Source organism: Sphingomonas sp., assembly GCF_025362505.1.
Taxonomy (GTDB): Bacteria; Pseudomonadota; Alphaproteobacteria; order Sphingomonadales; family Sphingomonadaceae; genus Sphingomicrobium.
Genome location: NZ_JANYGG010000033.1, coordinates 14,967 through 41,000 on the forward strand (window position 1 = coordinate 14,967; position 26,034 = coordinate 41,000).

Consider the following 26,034-nt stretch of genomic DNA (forward strand, 5'->3'; position numbering starts at 1 on the left):
AATCAACAAAGGAAATACTCATGGCAGTTGCAATTCGTCTGGCCCGTGGCGGGTCCAAGAAGCGCCCTTATTACCGCGTCGTGGTGGCGGACAGCCGCAATGCGCGTGACGGCCGCTTTATCGAGAAGGTCGGCACCTACAACCCGCTGCTCGCCAAGGATTCGCCCGATCGCGTGAAGCTCGACGCCGATCGCATCACTCACTGGCTGTCGGTCGGCGCCCAGCCGTCGGACCGCGTCCTTCGCTTCCTCGACGCCGCCGGGATCAAGGAGCGCCCCGCGCGCAATAACCCGAACAAGGCCAAGCCGGGCGAGAAGGCCACCGAGCGCGCCGAGGAGCGCGTGACCAAGGCTACCGCAGCCGCCGAAGCCGCTGCCGCCGCCGCCGCCGCGCCGGCTCCAGAGCCCGAGCCGGAGCCGGTTGTCGAGGAGGTTTCCGTTGAGGAGGCCCCTGCCGAGGAAGCTCCCGCCGCGGATGAAGTGGTCGCCGAGGAAGCTGCCGCCGAGGCTCCTGCCTCCGTCGAAGAGCCCGCCGCTGTCGAAGAGCCCGCTGCTGAGGCGCCCGTCGCCGAGGAAGCCAATGAGGCGACCCCGAACAGCGACGCCGGCGATGGTCCCGCCGACGTGACCGGCGAAAGCGCCCAGGCCCCCGCCGAAGGTGCCGCCGAAGCCGCTCCCGAGGAAGCGTCGGCCGAAACCAGCGACGCCGACGTTGTCGCCGACGAGGCTGCCGCCGAGCCTTCAACCACCACGCCCGCCGCCTGAGCGAGCGAAGCGCCGATGACGTCCCCCGCGCCGGAAGGTGAGCGCCGCGTTGCGCTCGCCGCCGTCGCGGGGGCGCATGGCGTGGGCGGCGAGGTCCGCTTGAAACTGTTCGCCGGCGACCTGTCGAGCCTCACGAAAGGCGCGACGCTGCTCGTTGGCGGCACCGCGCGAAAGCTCACCGCGATCAAGCCCGCCGACAAGATGCCGATCGCCCGCTTCGAAGGCATCGACGACCGCTCGGCGGCCGAAGCCCTGCGCGGCACCCTTGTCGAAATCGACCGCGCCGTTCTCCCGTCGCTCGAGGAAGGCGAATTTTACCACGCCGACATCATCGGCCTGCGTTGCGTCGACGACGCCGGCGAGGAGCAGGGCAGGGTGGTCGCGATCGAGAATTACGGCGCCAGCGACCTGCTCGAGATCGAGCGCCCCGACGGCAAGCGCACGCTGATCCCCTTTACCGACCCAATTGCAGTCCTCGACGGCGACCGCATCGTCATCGACCCGGAATTCCTCGCCTAACCAGCTTCTTTCGCGGTCGCCAATTCGGGCTCGTTCATCGGCTCACGCAAGATCGGCGAGAGCTCGGCAAGGTCGTTCCGAATGGTCGTCGCGGCTTGCCCGCCTTCGCCCATCGCATGGCTGATCTGGTCGAGCCCATGCACCACGTCGCCCGCCGCATACAAACCCGCGACACTCGTCCGCATCTTGGTGTCGCACAGGAAGCAACCGTCCTCGGCCAGCGTCGCCCCGACCATTTCGCCCAACTGCGTATGCGTATCCGACCCTAGCGCCGGATAAACGCTGTCGAACGTCATCAGTCCCGCTGCGGTATCGACCGTGATGCCATTCTCGATCACTTCGATGGCCGCGGCCGGACCGTCGACCGTCGTCACCCCCGCTGCCTTCAATCGCTCGCACTCCTCCGCGGTCAGGTCGAGCGCGCGATCGGGCGCGATGAGCGTCACGTCGCAGGTGTAACTGCGCAGGAAGATCGCCTCGCCGACCCCGTTCTCGCTGGACCCGATCACCCCGACTTTCTTGTCGGTCACTTCGTAGCCGTCGCAGATCGGGCAGTAACGAATCAGTCCGCGCGCCATTGCCTCGTCATGGATTTCCGGGTCCATCGGCGGACGGCGGTTGATAATGCCGGTGGCGAGCAGCACCGAGCGGCTGCGTTGCGGACCCGAACCCCAATCGGCGGCGAACAGCCCGTCATCTTCCTTTTCGAGCCGCGTGACGCGCCCGGTCTCGACCTTCGCGCCATATTTCTGCGCTTGCTCGCGCATCCGCCGGAGCAGTTCCTTCCCGTTGATCCCGTCGGGATAGCCGGCATGATTATGGCTGCACGGTATCCAGCTCGCCCGGCTGTTCCCCGCGTCGATCACGCGAATATCGAGCCGGAAGCGCGCGAGGTAAATCGCCGCGGTCAGCCCGGCGGGGCCACCGCCGATGATCAGGCAATCGAGAGGTTCGTCCATCCTCGCCCAATGCTCGGCCTTCCACCGATGTTCCGTGTGCTTTAGGCACCAGCGCCATGACCTTCGCCGCCACCGTCCTGACCCTTTACCCGGAGATGTTCCCCGGCCCGCTCGGCACCTCGCTTGCCGGGCGCGCGCTCGGGGCGGCGTGGACCCTCGACACCCGCAACATCCGCGACTTCGCGACCGACAAGCACCGCAGCGTCGACGACACGCCGGCAGGAGGCGGGGCGGGGATGGTGCTCAAGCCCGATATCCTCGCCGCCGCGCTCGACAGCGTTGCCGCCACGGACGAGATCGCCCGCCCGATGCTCGCCATGACCCCGCGCGGCGTACCGCTCACCCAGGCCCGCGTTCGCGCCCTCGCCGCAGGCCCCGGCGCGATCATCCTGTGCGGCCGCTTCGAAGGCTTCGACGAACGCATCTTTGAAGCGCGCGACCTCGAACCCCTGTCGATCGGCGACTATGTCCTTTCGGGCGGCGAGCTTGGCGCGATGGTCCTCCTCGACGCTTGCGTTCGCCTCCTCCCCGGGGTAATGGGCGCGGCCTCCAGCGGTGAGGAAGAGAGCTTCGATGCGGGGCTTCTCGAATATCCGCATTATACCCGACCAGTCACCTGGGAAGGGCGCACGATCCCCGAAGTGTTGCGATCGGGGGATCATGCGAGGATCGCGGCGTGGCGACACGATCAGGCGATCCGCGACACACGGCTACGGCGGCCCGACCTGACCTTGCGCCATGGGGGCGCGAAGCAGGCACCGCCCTCTGGCGCGCACGACGACGACGAAGGCTAGACACATGAACCTTATCCAGACCCTCGAGGCCGAGCAGATCGCCTCGCTCGTGGAACTCCGCGCCATTCCCGAATTCCGCCCCGGCGACACGCTGCGCGTCGGCGTCAAGGTCGTCGAAGGCGAACGCGCCCGCGTCCAGAATTTCGAAGGCGTGTGCATCGCCCGCTCGAACAAGGGCATCGGCTCCAACTTCACCGTCCGCAAGATCAGCTTCGGCGAGGGTGTCGAGCGCGTGTTCCCGCTCTACTCGCCGTCGGTCGATTCGATTGAAGTCGTGCGCCGCGGTGCCGTCCGCCGCGCCAAGCTCTATTACCTGCGCGGTCGCCGCGGCAAGTCGGCCCGCATCGCCGAACGCCGCGACACGCGTCCCGCGAAGGGCTCGAAAGAGTCCTGAGCCACAAACGCGAAGGGCTCGAAGGAGTCCTGAGCCACAGACGCGAAGGGCTCACCGCTGGCTTGATCCGACTTCGCGTTAGGCTTCAATCAAGTGTGCCAGGCTCTTGGGTCCGGCGCGCTTTTTTGTTGGACGCGGGAGCTGCGCTCGTTAACCTCGCGCGATGTTGACCCGCGCCCTGCTGCTTGCCGCAGCCACCTTCGCCTTTCCCGCCACCGCTCAAACCGTCACTCCACAACGGCTGACCCTCGACCGCATCTTCGCCAGCCCCGCGCTGACCGGCAAGGTTCCGCGAACCGCCAAGCTGTCGCCCGACGGCAAGCTGGTGACCCTGCTGCGCAACCGCCCCGACGACATCGAACGCTACGACCTGTGGGCGATCGACCCCGCCACGGGCCAGGCGCGCATGCTGGTTGACAGCAAGAAAGTCGGCTCTGGCGCCGAACTGTCCGAGGCCGAGAAGATGCAGCGCGAGCGCGCCCGCCTGTCGGGGCTCAAGGGCATCGTCGCCTATGACTGGGCGCCCGACGGCCAGCACATCCTCGTGCCGATCGACGGCGACCTCTATCTCGCCGACCTCGCCGGCAACGTCCGCCGCCTGACCGACACAAAGGCGTCCGAACTCGACGGCACTGTCAGCGAGAAGGGGCGCTTCGTCTCGTTCGTTCGCGACAATCGCTTTCACGTCCTCGATCTCGCCAGCATGACCGACCGCGCCATCACCCCCGAAGGCGCTGCGACAACCAGCTGGGGCCTCGCCGAGTTCATCGCGCAGGAAGAGCTCAGCCGGTTCCGCGGTGCGTGGTGGGCTCCGGACGACAGCCGCATCGCGCTGACCAAGGTCGACGAAAGCGGGGTCGAAGTCGCGACGCGGGCCTCGATCGGCGCGGACAAGACAACGACCTTCGAACAACGCTATCCGCGCGCCGGCACAGCCAACGCCAAGGTCGATCTATACCTGATGAACCCGGATGGCAGCGGGATGGTCAAGGCAGATCTCGGCTCCAACCCCGACGTCTACCTCGCCCGCGTCGACTGGCTACCCGATGCCAGCGGGCTTATCGTCCAGCGCCAGAGTCGCGACCAGAAGACACTCGACCTGATCCGCATCGATGCGCGCACCGGCGCCGCGACACCGCTGCTCACCGATCGTTCGGACATGTGGATCAACCTCAACGACGATCTCAAACCGCTCAAGGACGGGAGTTTCCTGTTCTCGTCCGAACGCTCGGGCTATCGCCACCTTTACCGCTGGACCAGGGGCCGGATTACCCCGATCACCAGCGGCCCGTGGGTCGTCGACAAGCTCGTCGGCGTCGATGAACTTGCCGGCACCCTCTTCTTCACCGCCGATCGCGAGCGCAGCATCGACAATGGCTATTATCGCCTCGACTATCGCCGCCCCGGCGCAAAGCCCGTCCTGCTCACAAAGCCCCAGACCTCCAACGACGCAGTGATGGACAAATCCGGTCGGCTCGCGCTGGTCACCACCAACTACCCCGGCCAGCCGGCGCAAGTGTGGCTCGCCGACGGAACCGGCAAGCGCCTCGCCTGGGTCGAGGAGAACCGCATCGACGCGACCCACCCCTGGGCACCCTTTGCCGCCGCCCAATTCACCCCCACCTTTGGCCGCCTGACTGCCGCCGACGGCGTCACCCAGCTCGACTACAAGCTACTCAAGCCCGCGCTCGCCCCCGGCCAGCGCGCGCCCGTCCTCGTCCACGTCTATGGCGGCCCCCAGGCGCAGGACGTCACCAACGAGTTCGTTGCCCCACTCGACCAATACCTCGTCCAGCAAGGCTATGTGGTGTTCGCGGTCGGTAACCGCGGCCAGGAGGGCAGGGGCACCGCTTTCCAGAAACCCGCCTATCGCGCGCTCGGCGGAGTCGAGGTCGCGGACCAACTCGCCGGCCTCGCCTGGCTCAAGCAGCAGGGCTTCGTCGATCCGGCGAAAGTCGCGGTCTTCGGCTGGTCGTACGGCGGTTACATGACGCTTAAACTGCTCGAGGCCGCACCCCACGCCTTTGCCGCCGGAATTGCCGTCGCTCCGGTCGTGCGGTGGGACCTCTATGACACCCACTACAGCGAACATTATATGGGTGACCCGCGCACCGGCCGCGCCGCCTATGACAAGGCCGACGCGCTTCACGACACGACAAAGATCGCCGACCCGCTGCTGCTGATGCACGGCATGGCCGACGACAATGTCCTGTTCCAGAATTCGACCGAGTTCATGGCCAAGATGCAGGAAGAGAAAATCCCGTTCGAAACGATGCTCTATCCCGGCAAGACTCACGCCATCTCAGGCCCCAATGTTTCGGTCTTCCTTTACCAGACGATCGAGCGTTTCCTCGCCCGCAACGGGGTCGCTCCCGCTCCCCGCTAGACAATCGCGGTGGTGTCCCATATCGGCGGCGGCATATCGGAGTATGAAATATGGGCTATCGCGTCGTCATCGTCGGCGCGACCGGCAATGTCGGTCGCGAGATACTGAACATCCTCGCCGAGCGTGAATTCCCGCTCGACGATATCGCCGCCGTCGCCAGCTCGCGCTCGACCGGCACCATGATCGACTTTGGCGACAGCGGGAAAGAGCTCAAGGTCCAGAATATCGAGCATTTCGACTTCGCCGGCTGGGACATGGCGCTGTTCGCCGCCGGGTCCGACGTGTCGCGGGTTTACGCGCCGATCTCGGCCGCCGCCGGCTGCGTCGTGATCGACAACAGTTCGCTCTACCGGATGGACCCCGACGTCCCGCTGATCGTCCCCGAGGTGAACCCCTCGGCGATCTCGGGCTACACGCGCAAGAACATCATCGCCAACCCCAACTGCTCGACCGCGCAGATGGTTGTCGCGCTGAAGCCGCTCCACGACGCCGCAACGATCAAGCGCGTCGTCGTCTCGACCTACCAGTCGGTGTCGGGCGCGGGCAAGCAGGGCATGGACGAGCTGTTCGAGCAGAGCCGCAACATCTTCGTCGGCGACAGCAACACGCCGGTGAAGTTCACCAAGCAGATCGCCTTCAACGTCATCCCCCACATCGACGACTTCCTCGACGACGGCTCGACCAAGGAAGAATGGAAGATGGTCGTCGAGACCAAGAAGATCCTCGATCCCAGGATCAAGGTCACCGCGACCTGCGTCCGCGTGCCGGTGTTCGTTGGCCACTCGGAAAGCGTCAACATCGAGTTCGAGAACGAACTGTCCGCCGAGGACGCGCAGAAGATCCTGCGCGAAAGCCCCGGGGTGATGCTCGTGGACAAGCGCGAGGACGGCGGATACGTCACTCCGGTCGAATGCGTCGGCGACTACGCCACCTTCGTTTCGCGCGTCCGCGACGACCCGACGGTCGACAACGGCCTCAACATCTGGGTCGTCAGCGACAACCTCCGCAAGGGCGCTGCGCTCAACGCCGTCCAGATCGCGGAGCTTCTCGGCCGCCGGCATTTGAAGAAAGCCGACTAGCCCGCTAGTTTCCGGCTTGGACATTAACCGGAGGAAATCTCATGCGTACGGCGATGGCAATGCTGGCAGTGGCGACAATCATCACCGGGTGCAGCAAGGCGCCCGGTGAGCATCCCGCCGTGACCGCCGCCGAAGCGACCAGCATCGCCGCCGCCGCCGAGGCAAGCTTCACCACCGGCAACCTCGACGCGATCATGAACCAGTATGACGACAAGGCGGTGATGATCGACGCCAGCGCCGCCGACCCGAGCGACGACCGCAAGGTAACGACCGGCTGGGCAAAGGCCTTCGTCAGCATGAAGCCCGCCGACTACAAGGTCAGCGGCCGCCACATCCAGCTGCTCGGCCCCGATGCCTTCGTCAGCTCGGGGATCGAAAGCTTCAACGTCGCCGCCGGTACCGCCCGCCCGACCGTCAGCGCGCGCTTTACCGACGTCTTCCAGCGCAAGGGCGACGCATGGAAGATCGTCCACGAGCATGTCTCGATGCCGCCGACGCCGACCCCCACGCCATGAGCGATGCGTCGCATCGCCTCCCGATGACCGTGCCAACCATCCACCACTGGACCGCGTCCGACGGCATCGACCTTGCCTGGCGCGAACTGGGGGAGGGGGCGCCGGTCATCCTCCTCCACGGGCTCTTCTCCGACGGTCACGTCAACTGGGTCAAGTTCGGCCACGCCGCCAGGATCGCCGCGACCGGCAAGCGCGTCATCATTCCCGATCTTCGCGCTCACGGCCTGTCGGGCAAGCCCCACGATCCCGCGCACTACCCGCCCGGCGTCCTTGGCCGCGACCTGATCGAGTTCGTCGCCCACCTCGGCTTCACCAGTTACGATCTCGGCGGCTTCTCGCTCGGCGCCCGCACCACCGTCCAGGGCATCGGCGAGGGCCTCACCCCGCGCCGCGCCATTCTCGGCGGCATGGGCTACGAAGGCCTCATCCGATGGGCCAGCCGCAGCGGCTTCTTCCTCGACGCCATTGCCCTGTTCGACACCGCCAGGCGCGGCGACCCGCACTGGCTCGCGATCCAGTTCATGAAGACGATGAAGGTCGATCCGATCGCCGCGACCGCGCTGCTCCACAGCTTCGAGCCGGCGCCCGATGGCTGGCAGGCGAAGTTCACAATGCCGACGCTCGTGCTTTGCGGTGCGGACGACCGAGACAATGGCTCGGCCGCCGAACTCGCCGACGCGCTCCCCGCCGCGACCTATGCCGAAGTCCCCGGCACCCACATGAGTTCGGTCACCGAGCCCGCCTTCGGCGACGCGCTCGCCGCCTTCCTCGCCTGACACGAAAAAAGGCGCGGACTCAAAGCCCGCGCCCCTCATTCGATCAACTGATCGCTCAGTAAGCGACCGCGCCGACCTTGCTCTGCTCGGCGACCATCGGGTCGATCTGCTTCAGTGACAGCGCCTCGGCGGCGATGTCGTTCTGCGACCGCTTCGAGCGGCGACCCGACGTCATGCGATCGGCCTTGGCGGCGCTCGCCGGACCCACGTCGCTGCTGTTTTCGGCGGCGAAGAAACGGTCGTTGATTTTACCGCGCAGCGTGCCGGCCTGCTCGCCGGCCCGGTCGGCAAGCTCGCCGATCTTGTCACCGGCAACGCCGGCCTGCTCTCCGATCATGGCACGCTTGGCCCACAGGAACGCGCTTGCACCGGCGGCGCCTGCAGCGATCGCCGCAGCGGCATAGGGCCGCGCGCGAATGGCTTTCAGGAAGCTACCGGCAGTACCGCCGACGATCTCGCTGGTGCTCGCGTTGCTGGTCGATGCGTTGGCGTGGCTCTTGGTCGAGCGGGCGCGCGGGGCGCTGGTCTTGCGCTTGGTCGAATTGGTTACGCGGGTGCGCGTGGTGGTCGCCATGACTGATACTCCTTGGCTGGATGGTTGCGTCTTTAACGCCCGACCGGCCAAGGAGTTCAGTCGTTTAACTTACAACTGCTCGAGCATGTGCTCCGCGCTCGACGCCTCGTAAGCACCCGGCGCTTCGACGTTGAGCTGCTCGACGACGCCGTCGTTGACGACCATCGAATAGCGCTGGCTGCGTATCCCCATGCCGTACTTCGACCCGTCCATGGTCAGCCCGATCGCCTGAGCGAACTCGCCATTGCCGTCGGCGAGCATCTTCAAATCCTCGCTCCCCTGATGCTGGTTCCACGCACTCATCACGAACGCGTCGTTGACCGAGGTGCCGACGACCTCGTCGATCCCCTTGGCCTTCAGCTCGGCGGCTTTGTCGACGTACGACGGCAGGTGCCTCGCCGAGCAGGTCGGGGTGAAGGCGCCGGGCACCGCGAACAGCGCGACCTTCTTGCCCTTGAAGAATTCGTCGCTGGTCGTCGGCTGCGGCCCATCGGCGGTGGCGAGGGTGAGCGGAACGGACGGAAGGCGGTCGCCGACGTTGATGGCCATGGTTACTTCTCCGAAAAGGGATGAAATGGAACTTAGGCGCGCGGCGTGACAGTCTCAAGGCTTGCACGCAAATCCGCAGGCGAACATTATCATCGCGATGACCGATCAACCGCCGTTCCTGTCGGGCAAGCTGCTCCTCGCCATGCCTGGCATGGCCGACCCGCGCTTCGACCGCGCGGTGATCGCGATGGCGGTGCATGACGAGAATGGCGCCGTCGGCATCGGCGTCGGCCATGTTCGCCCCGGAATCCGCTTTCGCGACTTGCTCAAGCAACTCGACATCGACCCTGCCGGCGCGCCCGACTGCGCCGTGCTCCACGGCGGCCCGGTCGAACCCGGCCGCGGGTTCGTCCTCCACTCCGACGATTGGGGCGGGCAGGGCACGATCCAGATCGTCGGCCTCGGCGCGATGACCGGGACGATCGATGTGCTCAAAGCGATCGCTGCGGGGAAGGGACCGTCGCGCTGGTTGGTCAGCCTGGGCTATGCCGGCTGGGGCGCCGGGCAACTCGACGAGGAAATGACCCGCCACGGCTGGTTCGCCGCGGGTGGCTCTGCGGCGCTGTTGTTCGACACCCCGACCGCCGAACGCTGGACCGCCGCCTGGACCAGCGAAGGCATCGACCCACGACTGCTGGTCGGGCAAACCGGCGCGGCGTGACGCGCGGCTCCCGCCCTTTTGCTTTTACCGCTCGCCCCCTATGACCACCGCATGGGGTTAGCCGGGGCGCACGCGAGATGAACGGGCAAGGCGCCTCGACGCTGGTCCTCGTAACGATCGCCGCCGCCTGGCTGGCGATTGCGGTGGCACTGTCGCTGCTCGCCGAGCGGCGCATCCGCCGCGCCAATGCCGTCCTCTCCGCCGCGCGAATGACCGCCGCGCTGCTCGCCGACAGCCCCGCTCGACCGCTGTTCGTCGGCGCTGACGAGCGGATCAATCTCGACCCCGCGCTGCTGCGCGACATGGGGTTGCCGCGCGATCCGGCCAAGCTCGACGACCTCGCCCGTGACGGCCACGGCCTCAACCCCGACGATCTCGCCGCGCTCAAGGGCGCGCTCGCCGCCTCTCGGCTCACCGCCCAACCGGTCGAAGCGCAATTGCGCGCCGCCAGCTCGGATCGAATCTTCGAAGCGCGCGGCGGCCCGGCGCCGGCTCCCGCGCTCCCCGGCACGACGCTGCTGTGGCTGTCCGACGCGACCCGCTCGGTCGCCCAGCGCGCCAGTATGGCGCGCCGCCTCGCGCAGACCGAAGGCGCGCTCGACGCCCTCACCCACCTGATCGAAAGCGCGCCCTTCCCGATGTGGTATCGCGGGCCCGACCTCAGGCTGGGCCTCGTCAACGCCGCCTTCGTCCACGCTGTCGAGGGGCTCGACGCCGCCGATGTCATTTCGCGCGGGGTCGAACTGATCGACGCCGCCACCGCCCGCGCCGGTGCGTCACGCGCGATCGAGACCAAAGACGCCCATTCGCGCAACATTCCCGCCACCATCGGCGGTGAGCGGCGCATGCTCCGCCTGGTCGACGTACCGCTTGCGACCGGCGCCGTGGCGGGCTTCGCGGTCGATATCCAGGAGCTCGAGGACGCCCGCTTCGAGCTTGCCCGCAACATCCAGTCGCAGCGCGATCTCGCCGACCGGATGACCGCCGGCACCGCCCAGTTCGACGCCGAGCGCCACCTCAATTTCTTCAACCAGCCGTTCGCGATCATGACCCAGGTCGATCCCGAATGGCTCGCCGAATTGCCCGAGTTCGACCGCCTGATCGAGCGCATGCGCGAGAAGAACCGCACCCCCGAAGTGCGCGACTTTCCCGAATGGAAGGCCGAACGCCGCGCCTGGTTCACCTCGCCGGAGGAGATGATCGAGGAGGACTGGATCCTCGCCAACGGCGACCATCTCCGCGTCGTCGGCCAGCCGCTGCCCGACGGTGGCCTTCGCCTGATTCTCGAGGACCGCACCGAGCAGGTTCGCCTCTCCTCGGCGCGCGACACGCTGCTCCGCGTCCGCGCGGCGACGTTCGACAACCTCTTCGAATCGATCAGCGTGTTTGCCAGCGACGGCCGCCTTTACCTGTGGAACCGCCGCTTCTGCACGCTGTGGGACCTCGACGAAGCCTGGCTCGGCGAACATCCCCGGGTCGACGAACTGGTCCCCGCGATGGCCAAGAAACTGGTCAACCCGACCGCCGCCGCGCAGGTTCGCGAATTCGTCCGTGCCGCGACGTCAGGCCGCCGCGAGGGGCGCGGCCGCGTGTCGATGACCGACGGCCGCCACTTCGAATTCGCCGCCGTCCCGCTGCCCGACGGCAATGCCCTTTTCACGATGGTTGACATCACCGATTCCTTCCGCATCGAATCCGCGCTGCGGGAACGCGCCACCGCGCTCGAGGAGGCCGACCGGGTCAAGACCGATTTCGTCGCCAACATGTCCTATGAGCTGCGCACCCCGTTGACCTCGATCGGCGGGTTCGCCGAGATGCTTGCCGCGGGCTATGCCGGCAAGCTCGCGCCCGCCGCCGCCGACTATGTCTCCGCGATCCTCGAATCGGTCGAGCGATTGTCGAAACTGATCGACGACGTGCTCGACCTGACCCAGGGCGACACCCGCGGCGTCACGCTCGAAAGGGAGCGCGTCGACCTCGCCGGCCTGTGCCGCGCCGCGGTCGGCACGATCCATTCGCGTTCGGCTGACAAGGGCCAGAGCCTCGACCTCGACATCCAGCCGTCGACCGGCACCGTCATCGGCGATGTCCGCCGCCTTCGCGAAAGCCTCGAGCATGTCCTGCGCAACGCCGTCGCCTACACCGAGCAGAGCGGCTGCATCCGGCTTCGCGCCGGCGGCGACGATCATCGGGCGATCATCACCATCTCGGACAATGGCCCGGGGATCGATCCCGACGACCAGGCGCGGGTCTTCTCGCGCTTTCACCGCATCAGCGGCGTCGGCCACAGCGAGGCGGCACTCGGCCTCGGCCTGCCGCTGACCCGCCAGTTTGTCGAGGCACACGGCGGCACGGTCGAGCTGGTCTCAAAGCCGGGCGAGGGGACCGCGGTCACCCTGACCATCCCGCGCACGCCGCCCGAGCCCGAACCGCCCGCCGCGCCGCCGTCAAAATGATGCTGGCGAACGAAGCGGAGACGAGCGCGCTCGGCGCCGCGCTCGCGCTCGTGCTTCGCCCCGGTGACGTCATCGCGCTGTCGGGCCCGCTCGGATCGGGCAAGACGACGCTCGCCCGCGCGCTGCTCCACGCGCTTGGCGAACCGGGCGAGGTGCCGAGCCCGAGCTTCGCCATCGTCCAGCCCTACGACGATCTCGACCCGCCGGTGTGGCACGCCGACCTCTACCGCCTCGATCACCCGAGCGAACTCACCGAACTCGGCCTCGACGAAATTCTCGGCGACGGCGCGCTTATCGTCGAATGGCCGGAGCGCGCGCCCGGCGTATGGCCCGAAGCGCTCATCCTGTCGCTCGAACCGCTGGACGGCACCGCGCGGCGCTTGACAGCGACGGTCCCGCCGCCATGGGAAGGGCGATGGCCGCTTCCCCCTGTTCGACGATGATCCCGCCCGCAGGCGCTCCCGACTTCCTCGCCCGCCACGGCTGGCAGGGCGCGCGGATCGAACCGCTCGCCGGTGATGCCTCGTTCCGCCGCTATTTCCGCATCGTCCACGGCGACCGCACCGCCGTCCTGATGGACGCGCCACCGCCGCATGAGGATCCGGCGCCGTTCGCCCGCATCGCCGACTGGCTCGGCGCGATCGGGCTGAGCCCGCCGCCGGTCCTGGCGCGCGACCTCGACGCCGGGCTGCTGCTGCTCGGCGACTTCGGCGACGACCGCCTGCGCGAGACGCTCGACGCCTCGCCCGATCGAGAGGAGGAACTCTACTCGCTCGCCACCGACGTCCTCGTCCACCTCCACCGCAGCCCGCCGATGCCCGGGCTCAAGCCGCACGGCCTCGACCAGTGGCTCGACGAGCTGATGCTGTTCCCCGACTGGTACGCCCCCGCGACCGGCCTCGACGTCGACCTCACGGAGTGGACTGCGGCATGGCGCGAAGTGCTCGAACCGGTCGCCAGCGACGGCCTCGGCCCGGTCACCGTGCTGCGCGATTACCACGCCGAGAACATCATGCTGCTCGCTGGGCGAACCGGTATCGCCCGGTTCGGCCTGCTCGACTTCCAGGACGCGCTATCGGGCCATCCCGCCTACGACCTTTGCTCGGTGCTCGAAGATGCCCGCCGCGACGTTTCTCCCGCGATCGAACGCGCGATGATCCACCGTTACATGACAGCGACCGCGTCGGGCCCGGCCTATGAACGCGCCTATTGGGCGCTCGCGGCGCAGCGCAACACCCGCATCCTCGGTGTCTTCACCCGCCTGTGGAAGCGCGACCACAAGCCGCACTACACCGCCTTCCAGCCGCGCATGTGGGGCCTGCTCGAGCGCGACTTGTCCCATCCCGCGCTGGCCCCGGTCCGCGCGTGGTTCGACGCGAACGTCCCGCCCGAGAAACGCGCCCAAGCGTGGGACGCCAACCAATGACCAGCCGCGCCCTCCACCTTCGCGCCGACATCGCCGCCACCGTCCCAAAAACCGCGATGATCCTCGCCGCCGGGCTCGGCAAGCGCATGCGTCCGCTGACCGCGACCCGCCCCAAGCCGCTCGTCGAGGTCGCCGGCAAGCCGCTACTCGACCATGTCCTCGACCGGCTCGCCGCCGCCGGGGTCGAACGCGTCGTCGTCAACGTCCACTATCTCCCCGACGCGCTCGAGGCACACCTGCGCTCGCGCACCGACTTCGCCGTCACCATCTCCGACGAGCGCGACCTGCTGCTTGAAACTGGGGGCGGCCTCGTGAAGGCCGCGCCGCTGATCGACTGCGACCCGTTCATTGCGGTCAACAGCGACAATTACTGGGTCGACGGCCCCGCCGATGCGCTCAAACTGCTCGCTTCGCAGTGGGATGCGACGCGGATGGACGCGCTGCTCCTCGTCATCCCGCACGCCTTCGCTGGCAATCATCAGGGTCTCGGCGACTTCCACATGACCCGCGACGGACAGCTGCGCCGTCGCGGCAAGGCGCGGATCGCCCCGTTCGTCTTCACCGGCATCCAGATCATGGCCAAGCGTCTGCTCGAAGACGCGCCCGAGGGACCCTTCTCGACCAATCTCCTGTGGGACCGCGCGATCGCCACCGGCCGCCTCTATGGCGCGGTCCACCAGGGGCTGTGGTTCGACGTCGGCACCCCTCCCGCGATCCGCGCCACCGAAGACGCGCTTGCGCACGGTTGACGCAAAACGGGTTGACCTCCTGGCCGCCCGCCAGCCCGGCCAGCCGCTTGTCTATACCATCCCCGCACACCGCAGCTTCGCCGACGCCCTCGCTTCGGGCCTTGTCGCCGCCTACTCCGGCGACCCGCTCGCCCTTGCCCGCGGCCGAGTCCTGCTCCCCAACAACCGCGCCGTCCGCACCCTCACCGAGGCCTTCATCCGGGCGAGTGGTGGCGGCCTCCTGCTCCCCCGCCTGATCCCGATCGGCGACCCCGAGTTCGACGACCGCATCGGGGGTGCGCTCGACCCCGCCGACGCGTCCGACCCGCTCCCCCCCGCGGTCGATCCGCTCGACCGCCTGCTGAGCCTCGCCAACCTCGTCCGCGCCCCCGGCGAAAGCGCCGCTGAAGCGCTCCGCCTTGCGGCCGACCTCGCCCGCACCCTCGACCAGCTGACCATCGCCGAAGTCGATCCGGCGCGCCTCGCCACCGCTGCCGACGACGCCCCCGACCTCGCTCACCATTGGCAAGTCTCGCTCGACCGCCTCCGCGCGATCCTCGACCGCTGGCCACAGACCTTGCGCCAGCGCGGCCGGATCGACCTCACCGACCGCCGCAACCGCCTGTTGCGCGCCACCGCCGATCGCTGGAAGTTGAGCCCGCCCTCCGGCTTCACCCTCGCCGCCGGGATCACCACCACCGCCCCCGCGGTCGCCGCGCTGCTCGCCCGGGTCGCGCGGCTCCCCGACGGCGCGGTCCTGCTCCCCGCGCTCGCGCTTCCCGACACCATGCCCGACGAGGAATGGGACGCACTCGGCCCCGAAGACGGACAGCGTGGCGAACCGACCCACCCGCAATTCCACTTGAAGCAGTTGCTCAACCAGATCGGGGTCGCCCGCGGCGAAGTCCTCATCTGGCGCGCATCTGGCCGTGCTTCGTCCCCCGCCGTGCGCGGCCGCGCCGTCATGCACGCCATGACCGCCGCCGATTTCTCCGAGAAATGGTCCGCGCTCCCGCCGCGCGAGCGTCGCCTTACCGGCATCCGCGCCGCCGAGTTGCCCGACCCCGCCGCCGAGGCGATGACCATCGCTGTCGCCCTGCGCGAAGCCCTCGAAACCCCCGAGCGCACCGCCGCGCTCGTCACCCCCGACCGCGCCTTGGCCAGCCGCGTCTCGGCCATCCTCACCCGCTGGGGGATCGACGCCAACGACAGCGCCGGCGCCCCGCTCAGCCAGGCCGCCCCCGGCACCCTCCTGCTGGGTATCCTCGCCGCCGCCGCCGAGGGTCTGGCCCCAGTCGCGCTGCTCGCGCTCCTTAAGCATCCTCTGGTCGGCGGTACGGGAGACGAGCGCCTTGCCTGGCTCGACCGGGTCCGCGCGCTCGACCTCGCGCTGCGCGGCCCGCGCCCGCCCGCCGGCCTCGCCGGGCTCGACCGTCATTGCGCCGAAAAAGACGAATGGCAGCAGGCCTGGGCGCCCCTGCGCGCCAATGTCGCCCCGCTCGACACGTTCTTCGACGGCACCGTCACCCTCGCCATCCTCGCCGCCCGCCTGCGCGAAACCGCCACCGCGCTTGCCGGAGACGCCGCCTGGACCGGACCCGCCGGCCGCCTCGCCGGCGAACTCCTCGCCGAGCTCGAAGCCGCCCCCGCCGCCGCGACCACCTTCGCCACCCCCTCGGATGCCGTTCCGCTGCTGCGCCAGCTGCTCGACGAGCGCCCGGTCCGCCCGCCCTATGGCGGCCACCAGCGCATCCAGATCCTCGGCCTCATCGAAGCCCGCCTCCAGCAGGCCGACCTGATGATCCTCGCCGGGCTCAACGAAGGCGTCTGGCCCGCCGACCCGCGCCCCGACCCGTGGCTCGCCCCGCGCATCCGCGCCAACCTCGGCCTGCCCACGCTCGACACCGTCACCGGCCTCGCCGCGCACGATTTCGCCAGCGCGCTCGGTGCCCCCCGAGTGCTCCTCACGAGAGCCCGCCGCGACGGCCGCAGCCCGACCGTCGCCTCGCGCCTCTGGCTCAGGCTCCAGGCGATGACCGGCGGTATCGCCCGCGACCTCCGCCTTGAACGCCTCGCCGCGGCCATCGACAGCCCCCACGGCCCGCCCAACCCGGTCGACCGCCCCGCCCCGAACCCGCCGCTCGACGCCCGCCCGAAACGCATCGCCGTCACCGACCTCGACCGGCTTCAGGCCGACCCGTTCGCCTTTTACGCCAAGGCCATCCTCCGCTTGCGCCCGCTCGACCCACTCGACGCCGACCACAGCGCCGCGTGGAAGGGCACAGCAGTCCACCAGATCCTCGAGGAATGGTACAAACAGGACGACTGCGACCCCGAAACCCTCCTCGGCCGCGCGCGCGCCCTCATCGAAGGCGACGCCATCCACCCGATGCTCCGCGCGCTCTGGCAACCGCGCCTCATCGAAGCGATCAAGTGGATCGCCGAGCTCGAGGCGAGGCACCAATCCGAAGGCCGCCGCCCGACCGCTGCCGAGACCTGGGGCGAGACCGACATCGCCGGCGTCACTTTGTTCGGCAAGGCCGACCGCATCGACCGCCTGCCCGACGGCGGGCTCGCCATCGTCGACTACAAGACCGGCAAGGCACCGAAGCAGAAAGCGGTCGACGCCGGTTTCGCGCTCCAGCTTGGCCTGCTCGGGCTGATCGCGCGGGCAGGGGGATTCACCAACGTCGCCGGCACCCCCGAGCTCCACGAATATTGGTCGCTGGCCAAGGACAAGGACAACTTCGGCAAGCTCACCCGCCCCGACAAGGAACTCGGCGCCCCCGACTTCCTCGACCGCGCCGAACGCCAGTTCACCGCCGCCGCCGCCCACTGGCTGACCGGCACCGCCCCCTTCACCGCCAAGCTGAACTCCGCCTACGCGCCCTACGAGGACTACGACCAGCTGATGCGGCTGGAGGAGTGGTACGGGCGGGACTAGGGGAGAGCGACCGCAGTTGGTGGTTGGCTGCCATCGTGTGCGATATGGGGAATGAATGTATTGGTTCCGAGCCTTCGCTCTCGATGGAATGTGGCTGCCGAAGGTTCAGATTGCCTTCGGTTCGGTGATCATCATTGCGGCTTATCGTCAGAAACCGCGACCCGAGGACGTGCCTTCAAATATTTTCGACTTTTCTCAACTTACCTCTCGGCGTTGGCAGGCGCGCTTAGGGTGGTTCACGATCGCGGGCGCCCTACTGACAGCTTTCCTACGCCTCACCCGCTGACGTGCGCAATTGATTCGCTCGCGCCACCTTCAATCGGTCGCCGGCGGCATCCCCTTGGCCGGCTTCGGCTTCTTCACCCGCGAGCGCGATGCATAGAGCAGCGCCGCCACGATCGCCGCCGAGCCGATCCCGGCGGCGAAGCCCGCCTTGACCAGCGCCGCCTTGCGCCCCTCGTCGTTGCTGTCGTCGTCGGCCATATCGTCTCCTGAACCCGTTTCGCCCGATCCTAGTGCGATCCGCGTGATAGTCGAACCCCAAAAACACTACGATAAGGTTCGCACATCGCGCTTCGCTTGCTAACACCGACTCATGGCCCGCCGCTTCAAACATCTCCCCATCCTCGAAGGAGATCAGGCCCGGGCCGCCGACCCCAGCGCCCACGCCGCGCTCAGCGCCTCGGCCGGCACCGGCAAGACCCAGGTCCTCACCGCCCGCGTCCTGCGCCTGCTCCTCCAGGGCGTCTCCCCCAGTGCCATTCTCTGCCTCACCTTCACTAAGGCCGGCGCCGCCGAAATGGCCAACCGCATCGGCGACCGCCTCGCCAAATGGGTCCGCCTCCCCGACCCGCAGCTGCGTAAGGAATTGTTCGCGCTCGGCGAGCCCAGCAATCCCGCCGCCCTCCAGCGCGCCCGCCGCCTGTTCGCGCGCGTTCTCGAAACCCCCGGCGGCCTGCGCATCCAGACCATCCACGCCTTCGCCCAGACCCTCCTCGCCAGCTTCCCCGCCGAGGCCGGGATCACCCCCGGCTTCGTGCCCATCGAAGGTCGCGCCGAACAGGAACTCGCGACCCGCACCCTCGCCGACCTGCTTGCCAGGGCCGAGCGGGGAGGGGACAGCGGGCTTACCGCCGACGTCGCCACCCTCTCGATGCGCCTTGGCGAGGACGAGGCGGTCAAATACCTTATGCGTTGCGCCCACGCCGACGCGATCCGCACGCTCGACCCCGCGACCGCCGAGCCCGCGCTGCGCGCTGCGGTCGGCCTGCCCGAAGGCGACATCGCCGAGTTGCTTGCCGAGCGCTGCGCCGACGGAAGTTTCGACTGCGCCTCGCTTCATCTCCTCGGACACGCCAACCGCGCGTGGGGCACCGCCACCGGCGCCGGATATGCCGACGCCATCGACGCTTTCCTCGGCCAATCGGCGGGCGAGCGCGCGGCGACGCTCGACCTAGTCGCGGCGGTCGTCTTGAAGGCTGATGGCACGCCTCGCGCCCCGACCGCCGGCCAGCGCAAGGCCCACGCCGATTATGACACGCTCGCCGCGAGCCTTGCCGACCAGTTCACCGATCTCCAGTTTCTGCAAAGCGCCGCTGCGATCGTCGCGGTCCAGGCCGCGGGGCTTCGCGCCGGAGCCGCTTTCGCCACCGCCTACACCGCCGCCAAGCGCGCCGCCGGGGTGGCTGATTTCGACGATCTGATCAGCTGGACCCGCGCGCTGTTCGACCAGCCCGGGATGGGCGACTGGGTCCGCTACAAGCTCGACCGCCGCACCGACCATATCCTCGTCGACGAGGCGCAGGACACCAACGCCCACCAATGGGCGATCGTCGAGGCGCTCACCGCCGAGTTTTTTGCCGGGTCGAGCGAGTCCGAGCAGCGCTGGCGCACGCTGTTCATGGTCGGCGATTTCAAGCAGGCGATCTTCGGTTTTCAGGGCACCGACCCGGGCGAATTCAACCGCATGCGCGACACTGTTCGCACCCGGGCGCAATTGCTGATCGAGGCTGAGGATCAAGCCGATTCGGGCGGCCCGCGCCTTGCCCGCGAATTCCGCGACCTGTCGATCGACGCCAGCTTCCGCTCCGCTCCCGCCATCCTCGACGCGGTCGACGCCGTGATCCGCGAGGTCGGGTATGCCGAAATGGGGTTGCCCGACCGTCCCAATCCGCACCGCGCGGTCAATGCCGCCTGGCCCGGCCGGGTCGAGCTCTGGCCCGCGTTCGTCGCCGAAGCGCCCGATGAGGACGCCGACGGCGAGGAAGGCTGGATCACGGACGCCGACCGGCTCTACGCCACTCGCCTCGCCGATCAGGTCAAGGCGCTGCTCGACGAAGCCCCGATCCTGTCCTCGACCAAGCGCCCGCTGTGCGCCGGGGACATCATGATCCTCGTCCGCAGCCGCAAGGAATTGGCCTCGCTGCTCGTCGCACGATTGTTCGCGGCGAAGGTGCCGGTGGCGGGGATCGACCGGCTTCACCTCCAGAAGCCGCTCGCCGTGCGCGACCTCATCTCGGCGATCGCCTTCGCGGTCCAGCCGCTCGACGACCTCAACCTCGCCGGGCTGCTGGTCTCGCCGCTGATCGGCTGGGACCAGGACGATCTCTACCGCCTCGCCCAGCCGCGTCCACCGAAACAGCCGCTGTGGCGCGCGCTTCAGGAGGCGGCGAGGACCGAACCTTTCGCCGCAGACGCGCTCGCCAAACTGCTGGAATTGCTGCGGATCGCCGATTTCGTCACGCCCGCACGTTTCCTCGAAACGATCCTCTCGGGTCCGCTCGACGGCCGCCGCGCCTTGCTCGCGCGGCTCGGCGAGGCGGCGCGCGACCCGATCGACGAATTGCTCGCTGCCGCGCTCGAGTTCGAACGAACCGAGATCGCCTCGCTCGACCGCTTCCTCGCCTGGTTCGAACGCGGCGACGTCGAGATCAAGCGCGACACCGCCGCGCCGGGCAACGCCGTGCGGGTGATGACCGTCCACGGATCGAAGGGCCTCGAAGCCCCGGTCGTGATCCTCGCCGACGCCACCGCCGACCCGGCGAAGATGGGCGGCTCGCGTAGTTTCGAACTGCCGCTGGCGGGCGGGAAGGTGCCGCTCGTTCGCCCGCGCAAGGACGAGATGGTCGATCCGTTCGGCCCGATCGCCGCCGCCGACAAGAAGCGCGAACTGCAGGAGCATTGGCGCCTGCTCTACGTTGCCCTGACCCGCGCCGCCGAACGGCTGGTCATCGCTGGGGTCATGCCGCGCAGGCTGTCCGACGACAGCTGGCACAGCCGGGTTGAACGCGCGCTCACCGGGCTCGGGGCTGTGAAGGACGAAGTGGGAAGTTTGGTCTATCGAGGCACCATCCGTGGGTTTCCGGTGCGGCGGACGGGAAGCAGCGTGAAGATCGCGGCGGTGGCCCAACCCGCCTGGCTGCACTTCGTGGCGCCCCCCGAACCACGCCCCCCGCGCCCCCTCTCGCCCTCGTCGATGCGCGATGATCGAGAAGTTTCAGCGCCGCCAAATCCCGCCCAGATCGCCGCTGCGAGGAGGGGGACTTTGCTCCACGCACTGTTCGAACGCCTCCCCGGTGTCGCCCCCGCCGACCGCCGAACCGCCGCGCTGCGCTGGCTCGAGCGCTCGGCCGACGTCGCTGATCAGGAGGCGAGGGACGAGCTGATCGACACCGCGCTCCGGGTCCTCGACGATCCCGCTTTCGCCGCCGTCTTCGCCCCCGACGCCCTGGCCGAGGCCCCGATCGCCGCGACGCTGCCCGATGGCCGGGTCATCGCCGGCACCGTCGACCGCCTCTGCGTCAGCGACGACCTCGTCCGCGTGATCGACTACAAGACCGGCCGCGCATCTCCCTCGCACGCGATCCAGATGACCGCTTATCGCGATGCGCTTGCCGTCATCTTCCCCGGCCGCCGCATCGAGGCCGCGTTGCTCTACACCGCCACCCCGGAGCTGGTGACGCTTCCCGGTTGAGTGGGACGTCGATAGTTCCCATATGCGGGGTTAACTCGAGAACTGGGAGTATCCTACATGGCCACCAAATCCGTTACCGACCAGAGCTTCGACAGCGACGTGCTGCAGTCCGCGACCCCCGTGCTGGTCGACTTCTGGGCGGAGTGGTGCGGCCCCTGCAAGATGATTGCGCCAGCGCTCGAGGAGATTTCGGGCGCGCTCGGCGACAGGCTTCAGATCGTCAAGCTCAACATCGACGAGAACCCCGAGACCCCCGGCAAGTACGGTGTCCGCGGCATTCCGACGATGCTCCTGTTCAAGGGTGGCCAGCCGGTTGCGACCAAGGTCGGCGCCGCGCCGCGCAGCAACATCCAGCAGTGGATCGAAGCGCAGCTCTAACGCACTACCGCGCGCCCTCGTCCGAATTGACTAGTCGAGGGCTCAACCCTACATCGCGGCCATGTTTCGCCCCCTTGCGGGCGAGCCCTTTGCCGCGCCTGTTTGCCCGCTCGCGGCTCCTGAAGGAAGTCTAATGTTCGCCGCCCTTGCCAAGAATATCTTCGGTTCGTCCAACGATCGCTACGTCCGCAGCCTTGGCAAGATCGTCGACGCGATCAACGGCTTCGAACCGGCGATGGCGGCGATGTCGGACGACGAGCTTCGCGGCCAGACGCTGCGTTTCCGCGAACGGCTCGCCGGCGAAGATGCGCTCGATGACATCCTTCCCGAAGCGTTCGCCACCGTCCGCGAAGCCGCCAAGCGCTCGCTCGGCCAGCGCCATTACGACGTCCAGTTGATCGGTGGCATTGCCCTCCACCGTGGCGAGATCGCCGAAATGCGCACCGGCGAGGGCAAGACGCTCGTCGCGACGCTCGCCGTCTACCTCAACGCGCTCCCCGGCAAGGGCGCCCATGTCGTTACCGTCAACGACTATCTCGCCCGGCGCGATGCCGATTGGATGGGCCAGGTCTACCGCTTCCTCGGGCTGACCGTCGGGGTGATCGTCCCCAACCTGACCGACGAAGATCGCAAGGCCGCTTACGGCTCCGACATCACCTATGGCACGAACAACGAGTTCGGCTTCGATTACCTGCGCGATAACATGAAATACTCGCGCGAGCAGATGGTCCAGCGGCCGTTCAATTTCGCCATCGTCGACGAGGTCGACTCGATCCTGATCGACGAAGCGCGCACCCCGCTGATCATTTCCGGACCGACCGACGACAAATCCGAGCTCTACCTCAGCACCGACGCGCTGGTGAAAACCTTCGTCGAAAGCGATTACGAGCTCGACGAGAAGCAGAAGTCGATCGTGCTGACCGAAGAAGGCACCGAGAACGCCGAGCGCATGCTCGAGGCGCAGGGCCTGATTGAGGGTGCCAACCTCTACGCCGTATCCAACACGCAGGTCGTTCACCACCTCAACCAGGCCTTGAAGGCCAACAAGATGTTCAAGCGGGACATCGATTACATCGTCAAGGACGGAAAGGTCATCATCATCGATGAGTTTACCGGGCGGATGATGGACGGCCGCCGCTGGTCCGACGGCCTCCACCAGGCGGTCGAGGCCAAGGAAGCGGTCGCGATCGAGCCCGAGAACCAGACGCTCGCCTCGATCACCTTCCAGAACTTTTTCCGAATGTACCCGAAATTGTCGGGCATGACCGGTACCGCGCTGACCGAAGCGCCCGAATTCTTCGACATCTACAAGATGAACGTCGTGTCGATCCCGACCAACGTCGATGTCCTGCGGGTCGACGAGGACGACGAGTTCTACAAGAATATCACCGACAAGTTCGCCGCGATCGCCGACGAGATCGCCAAGCGCAAGGAGAAGGGCCAGCCGATCCTGGTCGGCACCGTCTCGATCGAGAAGTCGGAAATGCTGTCCGAATTCCTGAACGAACGCGGGATTCAACACGAAGTCCTCAACGCCCGCTTCCACGAGAGCGAGGCGCATATCGTCGCGCAGGCCGGATCGATGAGCGCGGTGACGATTGCCACCAACATGGCCGGCCGCGGCACCGACATTCAGCTGGGCGGCAACGTCGAGTTCCGCATCGAGGATGAGCTGAAGGACGTTCCCGAGAGCTCCGAGCGTGACGCTGCAATCGCCAAAATCAAGGCGGAGGTCGCTGAACAGAAACGGCTCGTGCTCGAGGTCGGCGGTTTGTTCGTGCTCGGTACCGAGCGTCATGAAAGCCGCCGCATCGACAATCAGCTGCGTGGCCGCTCGGGCCGCCAGGGCGATCCCGGCCTATCGCGTTTCTACCTGAGCCTCGACGACGATCTGCTGCGCATCTTCGGCCCCCAGACGATGTTCGCGCGCCTGATGAACAAGAATCTCGAGGACGGCGAGGCGATCGTCTCGCCGTGGATCTCGAAGGCAATCGAGACCGCGCAGAAGAAGGTCGAGGCGCGCAACTACGACATCCGCAAGCAGGTCGTCGAGTTCGACGACGTCATGAACGACCAGCGCAAGGTGATCTACGAACAGCGCGCTGACATCATGGATTCGGAGCATGTCAGCGACGTCGTGACCGACATGCGCGCCGAGACCATTGCCAGCATCGTCGCCGCGCACTGCCCGCCCGGAACCTATCCCGAGCAATGGGACGTCACCGGCCTGAAGGATAGCGTCGACGCCGTTCTCGGCATTCAGCCGCCGATCGATGCGTGGCTCAGCGAGGAATCGGTCGAGCCCGACATGGTCGCCGAGCGCATCCAGGCCGAAGCCGATGGCATCATGAATGCCAAGATCGCCAGTGTCGAGAATGACCATTGGGTGCAGATCGAGAAGAGCGTGCTGATCCAGACGCTCGACCATTTCTGGAAGGAGCATCTGGCCACACTCGACGCGCTGCGCCAGGTCATCCACCTGCGCAGCTATGCCCAGAAGAAGCCGATCGATGAATATAAGCAGGAGGCGTTCCTGTTGTTCGAACGGCTGCTGATTGCGATCCGCGAAGATGTTACCCGCGTCCTGATGCGCGCCCAGATCAATGTCGAGCCCGCGCCGATGGAGCTGCCCGACTTCATCACCAGTCATATCGACCCCTTGTCGGGCGACGATAACAGCTATGATATCGATGCCGGGACGGGGACGCTTATGTCGAGCCTGCCGCCACTCCAATCACCGTTGCCGACGATGCCAGACGGGCCGCTCAACGAGGATGGAGCCTCGGCGCCTTTTGCCGAGCCGGAAAGTCGCAATTCGCCCTGCCCGTGCGGGTCGGGGCGCAAGTATAAGCATTGCCACGGCGCGCTCGTCTAGGCGGGCGCCGATGATCGATCGAAGCAAAATTCGGGCAGCGTATCGGCCTGACGAAGAACTGCTGATCGCCGAGCGGATCGAGCAGGCGCGATTGCCCGTCTCGACCGCGCCCGTGGCGACCGCGATTGCACGGACGCTGGTCGAGCGGGTGCGGGCGCACAAGCCGGCCGGGCTGGATGCCTTTATGCATGCCTATGACCTGGGCAGCGACGAGGGGGTGGCGCTGATGTGCCTCGCCGAGGCGCTGCTACGGATCCCCGACGCCGGCACTGCCGACGACCTGATTCACGACAAATTGTCTGGGCCGGACTGGGCGGAAAAGCTAGGCGGGACCCGTTCGACCTTCATCAACGCCGCGACGATTTCATTGCTACTGACGGGCAAGGTGCTCGACGGCGCGAATGACCGCAGCGAGGGGTGGCGCGCGTCGCTGGGACGCGCAGTCGGGCGGCTGGGCGAACCGGTCATTCGCACGGCGGTGGCGCAGGGCATGAAGATCCTTGGCGGCCAATTTGTGTTCGGGCGCACGATCGACGAGGCGCTAGCCAATGCCCGGCCCGAGCAGGCCAGAGGGATCAGCCACAGCTTCGACATGCTCGGCGAGGAGGCGCGCACGCACGAGGATGCCGCGCGCTACGCCCAGTCCTATCGCGATGCACTGGGCCGGATCGCGGCGACCGCCAAGGGCGGGTTTCGCACGTCGCCCGGGATTTCTGTCAAGCTGTCCGCGCTCCACCCGCGCTATGAGTATGCCCATGCCGAGGAAGCCAAGGCGGCGATCCTGCCGGTGCTCCGCGAGCTGGCGGCAGTCGCCAGCGCTGCCGACGTGCACCTCACGATCGATGCCGAGGAGACTGACCGACTCGAACTGTCGCTTGACCTGATCGAGGCGATTGCGGCTGATGACGCGCTATTCACCAACGGCTGGGGCGGGTTCGGGCTGGCGCTCCAGGCCTATAGCAAACGCGCCGTCCCGCTGATCGAATGGGTCGCCGAGCTCGGACGCAAGCATCGCCGGCGCCTGATGGTCCGCCTCGTCAAGGGCGCCTATTGGGACAGCGAGATTAAGGCGGCGCAGGTCGCGGGCCTAAGCGATTATCCGGTGTTCACGCGCAAGGTCGCGACTGATGTCTCGTACCTCGCCTGCGCCAAGGCGATGCTCGCCGCGGATGACGTAATCTATTCGGCCTTCGCGACCCACAACGCCAATACGATCGGCGCGGTCAAGGCGCTGGCCGAGGGAACGCCAATCGAGTTCCAGCGGCTCCATGGCATGGGCGAGGG

The 26,034-nt window shown here is 67.5% G+C and carries 21 protein-coding genes and 1 pseudogene; 18 read left to right on the forward strand and 4 right to left on the reverse strand.

The window, feature by feature from the left end; translation table 11 throughout:
* Positions 1-20: 20 nt before the first annotated feature.
* Positions 21-488 (forward strand): annotated as a pseudogene (gene rpsP / locus Q0R27_RS02695) (30S ribosomal protein S16); the annotation flags it as partial.
* A 291-nt stretch (positions 489-779) separates the two neighbouring features.
* Positions 780-1,283, forward strand: a complete 504-nt coding sequence (gene rimM / locus Q0R27_RS02700; protein WP_293940655.1) for a ribosome maturation factor RimM — start codon at positions 780-782, stop codon at positions 1,281-1,283.
* On the opposite strand, the gene Q0R27_RS02705 is transcribed toward rimM, so the two are convergent.
* Positions 1,280-2,242, reverse strand: a complete 963-nt coding sequence (locus Q0R27_RS02705) for an NAD(P)/FAD-dependent oxidoreductase (RefSeq protein ID WP_293940657.1) — start codon at positions 2,240-2,242, stop codon at positions 1,280-1,282. The two genes, rimM and Q0R27_RS02705, sit on opposite strands and share 4 nt — an antisense overlap.
* Positions 2,243-2,298: 56 nt before the next feature.
* On the opposite strand from Q0R27_RS02705, the gene trmD reads away from it, so the two are divergent.
* The 6 genes from trmD to Q0R27_RS02735 all read left to right on the forward strand — a co-directional run bounded on the left by trmD (position 2,299) and on the right by Q0R27_RS02735 (position 8,186).
* Positions 2,299-3,036 (forward strand): tRNA (guanosine(37)-N1)-methyltransferase TrmD, encoded by a 738-nt coding sequence (gene trmD, locus Q0R27_RS02710; protein ID WP_293940659.1) that lies wholly within the window; start codon positions 2,299-2,301, stop codon positions 3,034-3,036.
* A 4-nt stretch (positions 3,037-3,040) separates the two neighbouring features.
* A complete protein-coding gene (gene rplS, locus Q0R27_RS02715; protein WP_293940661.1) occupies positions 3,041-3,430 on the forward strand; it encodes a 50S ribosomal protein L19 in 390 nt (129 codons plus the stop codon).
* A gap of 163 nt (positions 3,431-3,593) precedes the next feature.
* A complete protein-coding gene (locus tag Q0R27_RS02720; RefSeq protein WP_293940662.1) occupies positions 3,594-5,816 on the forward strand; it encodes an alpha/beta fold hydrolase in 2,223 nt (740 codons plus the stop codon).
* A gap of 50 nt (positions 5,817-5,866) precedes the next feature.
* Entirely contained in the window at positions 5,867-6,895 is a 1,029-nt protein-coding gene (locus Q0R27_RS02725) for an aspartate-semialdehyde dehydrogenase (RefSeq protein WP_293940663.1), read from the forward strand.
* A gap of 41 nt (positions 6,896-6,936) precedes the next feature.
* Entirely contained in the window at positions 6,937-7,410 is a 474-nt protein-coding gene (locus Q0R27_RS02730) for a nuclear transport factor 2 family protein (protein WP_293940665.1), read from the forward strand.
* Positions 7,353-8,186: an alpha/beta fold hydrolase gene (locus tag Q0R27_RS02735; RefSeq protein WP_293940667.1), complete on the forward strand. Its 834-nt coding sequence runs from the start codon at positions 7,353-7,355 to the stop codon at positions 8,184-8,186. The genes Q0R27_RS02730 and Q0R27_RS02735 overlap by 58 nt, the downstream gene beginning before the upstream one ends.
* Positions 8,187-8,241: 55 nt before the next feature.
* Here Q0R27_RS02735 and Q0R27_RS02740 read toward each other — a convergent pair whose 3' ends face one another.
* Together Q0R27_RS02740 and Q0R27_RS02745 are read right to left on the reverse strand one after the other, a co-directional pair.
* A complete protein-coding gene (locus tag Q0R27_RS02740) occupies positions 8,242-8,760 on the reverse strand; it encodes a hypothetical protein (protein ID WP_293940669.1) in 519 nt (172 codons plus the stop codon).
* Between the two features lie 69 nt (positions 8,761-8,829).
* Positions 8,830-9,309: a peroxiredoxin gene (locus Q0R27_RS02745; protein ID WP_293940671.1), complete on the reverse strand. Its 480-nt coding sequence runs from the start codon at positions 9,307-9,309 to the stop codon at positions 8,830-8,832.
* A 97-nt stretch (positions 9,310-9,406) separates the two neighbouring features.
* Between Q0R27_RS02745 and Q0R27_RS02750 the strand changes: the two genes are divergently transcribed.
* From Q0R27_RS02750 to Q0R27_RS02775, 6 genes are all read left to right on the forward strand, one after another.
* Positions 9,407-9,970: a YqgE/AlgH family protein gene (locus Q0R27_RS02750; RefSeq protein ID WP_293940673.1), complete on the forward strand. Its 564-nt coding sequence runs from the start codon at positions 9,407-9,409 to the stop codon at positions 9,968-9,970.
* Between the two features lie 77 nt (positions 9,971-10,047).
* Positions 10,048-12,426 (forward strand): PAS domain-containing sensor histidine kinase, encoded by a 2,379-nt coding sequence (locus Q0R27_RS02755; protein WP_293940675.1) that lies wholly within the window; start codon positions 10,048-10,050, stop codon positions 12,424-12,426.
* Positions 12,423-12,869: a tRNA (adenosine(37)-N6)-threonylcarbamoyltransferase complex ATPase subunit type 1 TsaE gene (gene tsaE / locus Q0R27_RS02760; protein ID WP_293940677.1), complete on the forward strand. Its 447-nt coding sequence runs from the start codon at positions 12,423-12,425 to the stop codon at positions 12,867-12,869. The genes Q0R27_RS02755 and tsaE overlap by 4 nt, the downstream gene beginning before the upstream one ends.
* Complete coding sequence (locus Q0R27_RS02765; RefSeq protein ID WP_293940692.1) at positions 12,866-13,852, forward strand: phosphotransferase; 987 nt, start codon at positions 12,866-12,868, stop codon at positions 13,850-13,852. Before tsaE ends, Q0R27_RS02765 begins: the two co-directional genes overlap by 4 nt.
* Positions 13,849-14,601, forward strand: a complete 753-nt coding sequence (locus Q0R27_RS02770; RefSeq protein WP_293940678.1) for a nucleotidyltransferase family protein — start codon at positions 13,849-13,851, stop codon at positions 14,599-14,601. Before Q0R27_RS02765 ends, Q0R27_RS02770 begins: the two co-directional genes overlap by 4 nt.
* Positions 14,588-17,524, forward strand: a complete 2,937-nt coding sequence (locus Q0R27_RS02775) for a PD-(D/E)XK nuclease family protein (protein ID WP_293940679.1) — start codon at positions 14,588-14,590, stop codon at positions 17,522-17,524. The genes Q0R27_RS02770 and Q0R27_RS02775 overlap by 14 nt, the downstream gene beginning before the upstream one ends.
* A gap of 315 nt (positions 17,525-17,839) precedes the next feature.
* Here the strand turns inward: Q0R27_RS02775 and Q0R27_RS02780 are convergent, their stop codons facing one another.
* The gene (locus tag Q0R27_RS02780) at positions 17,840-18,007 is read right to left on the reverse strand and encodes an isopropylmalate isomerase (protein ID WP_293940681.1); all 168 of its coding nucleotides are present in this window, start codon (positions 18,005-18,007) and stop codon (positions 17,840-17,842) included.
* 112 nt (positions 18,008-18,119) lie between these two features.
* Here Q0R27_RS02780 and addA point away from each other — a divergent pair, with 112 nt between their 5' ends.
* The 4 genes from addA to Q0R27_RS02800 form a co-directional block, all read left to right on the forward strand.
* Complete coding sequence (gene addA / locus Q0R27_RS02785) at positions 18,120-21,497, forward strand: double-strand break repair helicase AddA (RefSeq protein ID WP_293940683.1); 3,378 nt, start codon at positions 18,120-18,122, stop codon at positions 21,495-21,497.
* Between the two features lie 57 nt (positions 21,498-21,554).
* A complete protein-coding gene (trxA, locus tag Q0R27_RS02790; RefSeq protein ID WP_293940685.1) occupies positions 21,555-21,875 on the forward strand; it encodes a thioredoxin in 321 nt (106 codons plus the stop codon).
* A 133-nt stretch (positions 21,876-22,008) separates the two neighbouring features.
* On the forward strand, positions 22,009-24,750 hold the full coding sequence (secA, locus tag Q0R27_RS02795) for a preprotein translocase subunit SecA (protein WP_293940687.1): 2,742 nt from the start codon (positions 22,009-22,011) through the stop codon (positions 24,748-24,750).
* Between the two features lie 10 nt (positions 24,751-24,760).
* On the forward strand, positions 24,761-26,034 hold a 1,274-nt coding region (locus Q0R27_RS02800), incomplete at its 3' end, for a proline dehydrogenase family protein (protein ID WP_293940689.1).

Bases quoted from the DNA above. Each gene is read 5' to 3' on its own strand.
- rimM (WP_293940655.1), top strand. From the start codon at position 780: ATGACGTCCCCCGCGCCGGAAGGTGAGCGCCGCGTTGCGCTCGCCGCC.
- Q0R27_RS02705 (WP_293940657.1), bottom strand. From the start codon at position 2,242: ATGGACGAACCTCTCGATTGCCTGATCATCGGCGGTGGCCCCGCCGGG.
- trmD (WP_293940659.1), top strand. From the start codon at position 2,299: ATGACCTTCGCCGCCACCGTCCTGACCCTTTACCCGGAGATGTTCCCC.
- rplS (WP_293940661.1), top strand. From the start codon at position 3,041: ATGAACCTTATCCAGACCCTCGAGGCCGAGCAGATCGCCTCGCTCGTG.
- Q0R27_RS02720 (WP_293940662.1), top strand. From the start codon at position 3,594: ATGTTGACCCGCGCCCTGCTGCTTGCCGCAGCCACCTTCGCCTTTCCC.
- Q0R27_RS02725 (WP_293940663.1), top strand. From the start codon at position 5,867: ATGGGCTATCGCGTCGTCATCGTCGGCGCGACCGGCAATGTCGGTCGC.
- Q0R27_RS02730 (WP_293940665.1), top strand. From the start codon at position 6,937: ATGCGTACGGCGATGGCAATGCTGGCAGTGGCGACAATCATCACCGGG.
- Q0R27_RS02735 (WP_293940667.1), top strand. From the start codon at position 7,353: ATGGAAGATCGTCCACGAGCATGTCTCGATGCCGCCGACGCCGACCCC.
- Q0R27_RS02740 (WP_293940669.1), bottom strand. From the start codon at position 8,760: ATGGCGACCACCACGCGCACCCGCGTAACCAATTCGACCAAGCGCAAG.
- Q0R27_RS02745 (WP_293940671.1), bottom strand. From the start codon at position 9,309: ATGGCCATCAACGTCGGCGACCGCCTTCCGTCCGTTCCGCTCACCCTC.
- Q0R27_RS02750 (WP_293940673.1), top strand. From the start codon at position 9,407: ATGACCGATCAACCGCCGTTCCTGTCGGGCAAGCTGCTCCTCGCCATG.
- Q0R27_RS02755 (WP_293940675.1), top strand. From the start codon at position 10,048: ATGAACGGGCAAGGCGCCTCGACGCTGGTCCTCGTAACGATCGCCGCC.
- tsaE (WP_293940677.1), top strand. From the start codon at position 12,423: ATGATGCTGGCGAACGAAGCGGAGACGAGCGCGCTCGGCGCCGCGCTC.
- Q0R27_RS02765 (WP_293940692.1), top strand. From the start codon at position 12,866: ATGATCCCGCCCGCAGGCGCTCCCGACTTCCTCGCCCGCCACGGCTGG.
- Q0R27_RS02770 (WP_293940678.1), top strand. From the start codon at position 13,849: ATGACCAGCCGCGCCCTCCACCTTCGCGCCGACATCGCCGCCACCGTC.
- Q0R27_RS02780 (WP_293940681.1), bottom strand. From the start codon at position 18,007: ATGGCCGACGACGACAGCAACGACGAGGGGCGCAAGGCGGCGCTGGTC.
- addA (WP_293940683.1), top strand. From the start codon at position 18,120: ATGGCCCGCCGCTTCAAACATCTCCCCATCCTCGAAGGAGATCAGGCC.
- trxA (WP_293940685.1), top strand. From the start codon at position 21,555: ATGGCCACCAAATCCGTTACCGACCAGAGCTTCGACAGCGACGTGCTG.
- secA (WP_293940687.1), top strand. From the start codon at position 22,009: ATGTTCGCCGCCCTTGCCAAGAATATCTTCGGTTCGTCCAACGATCGC.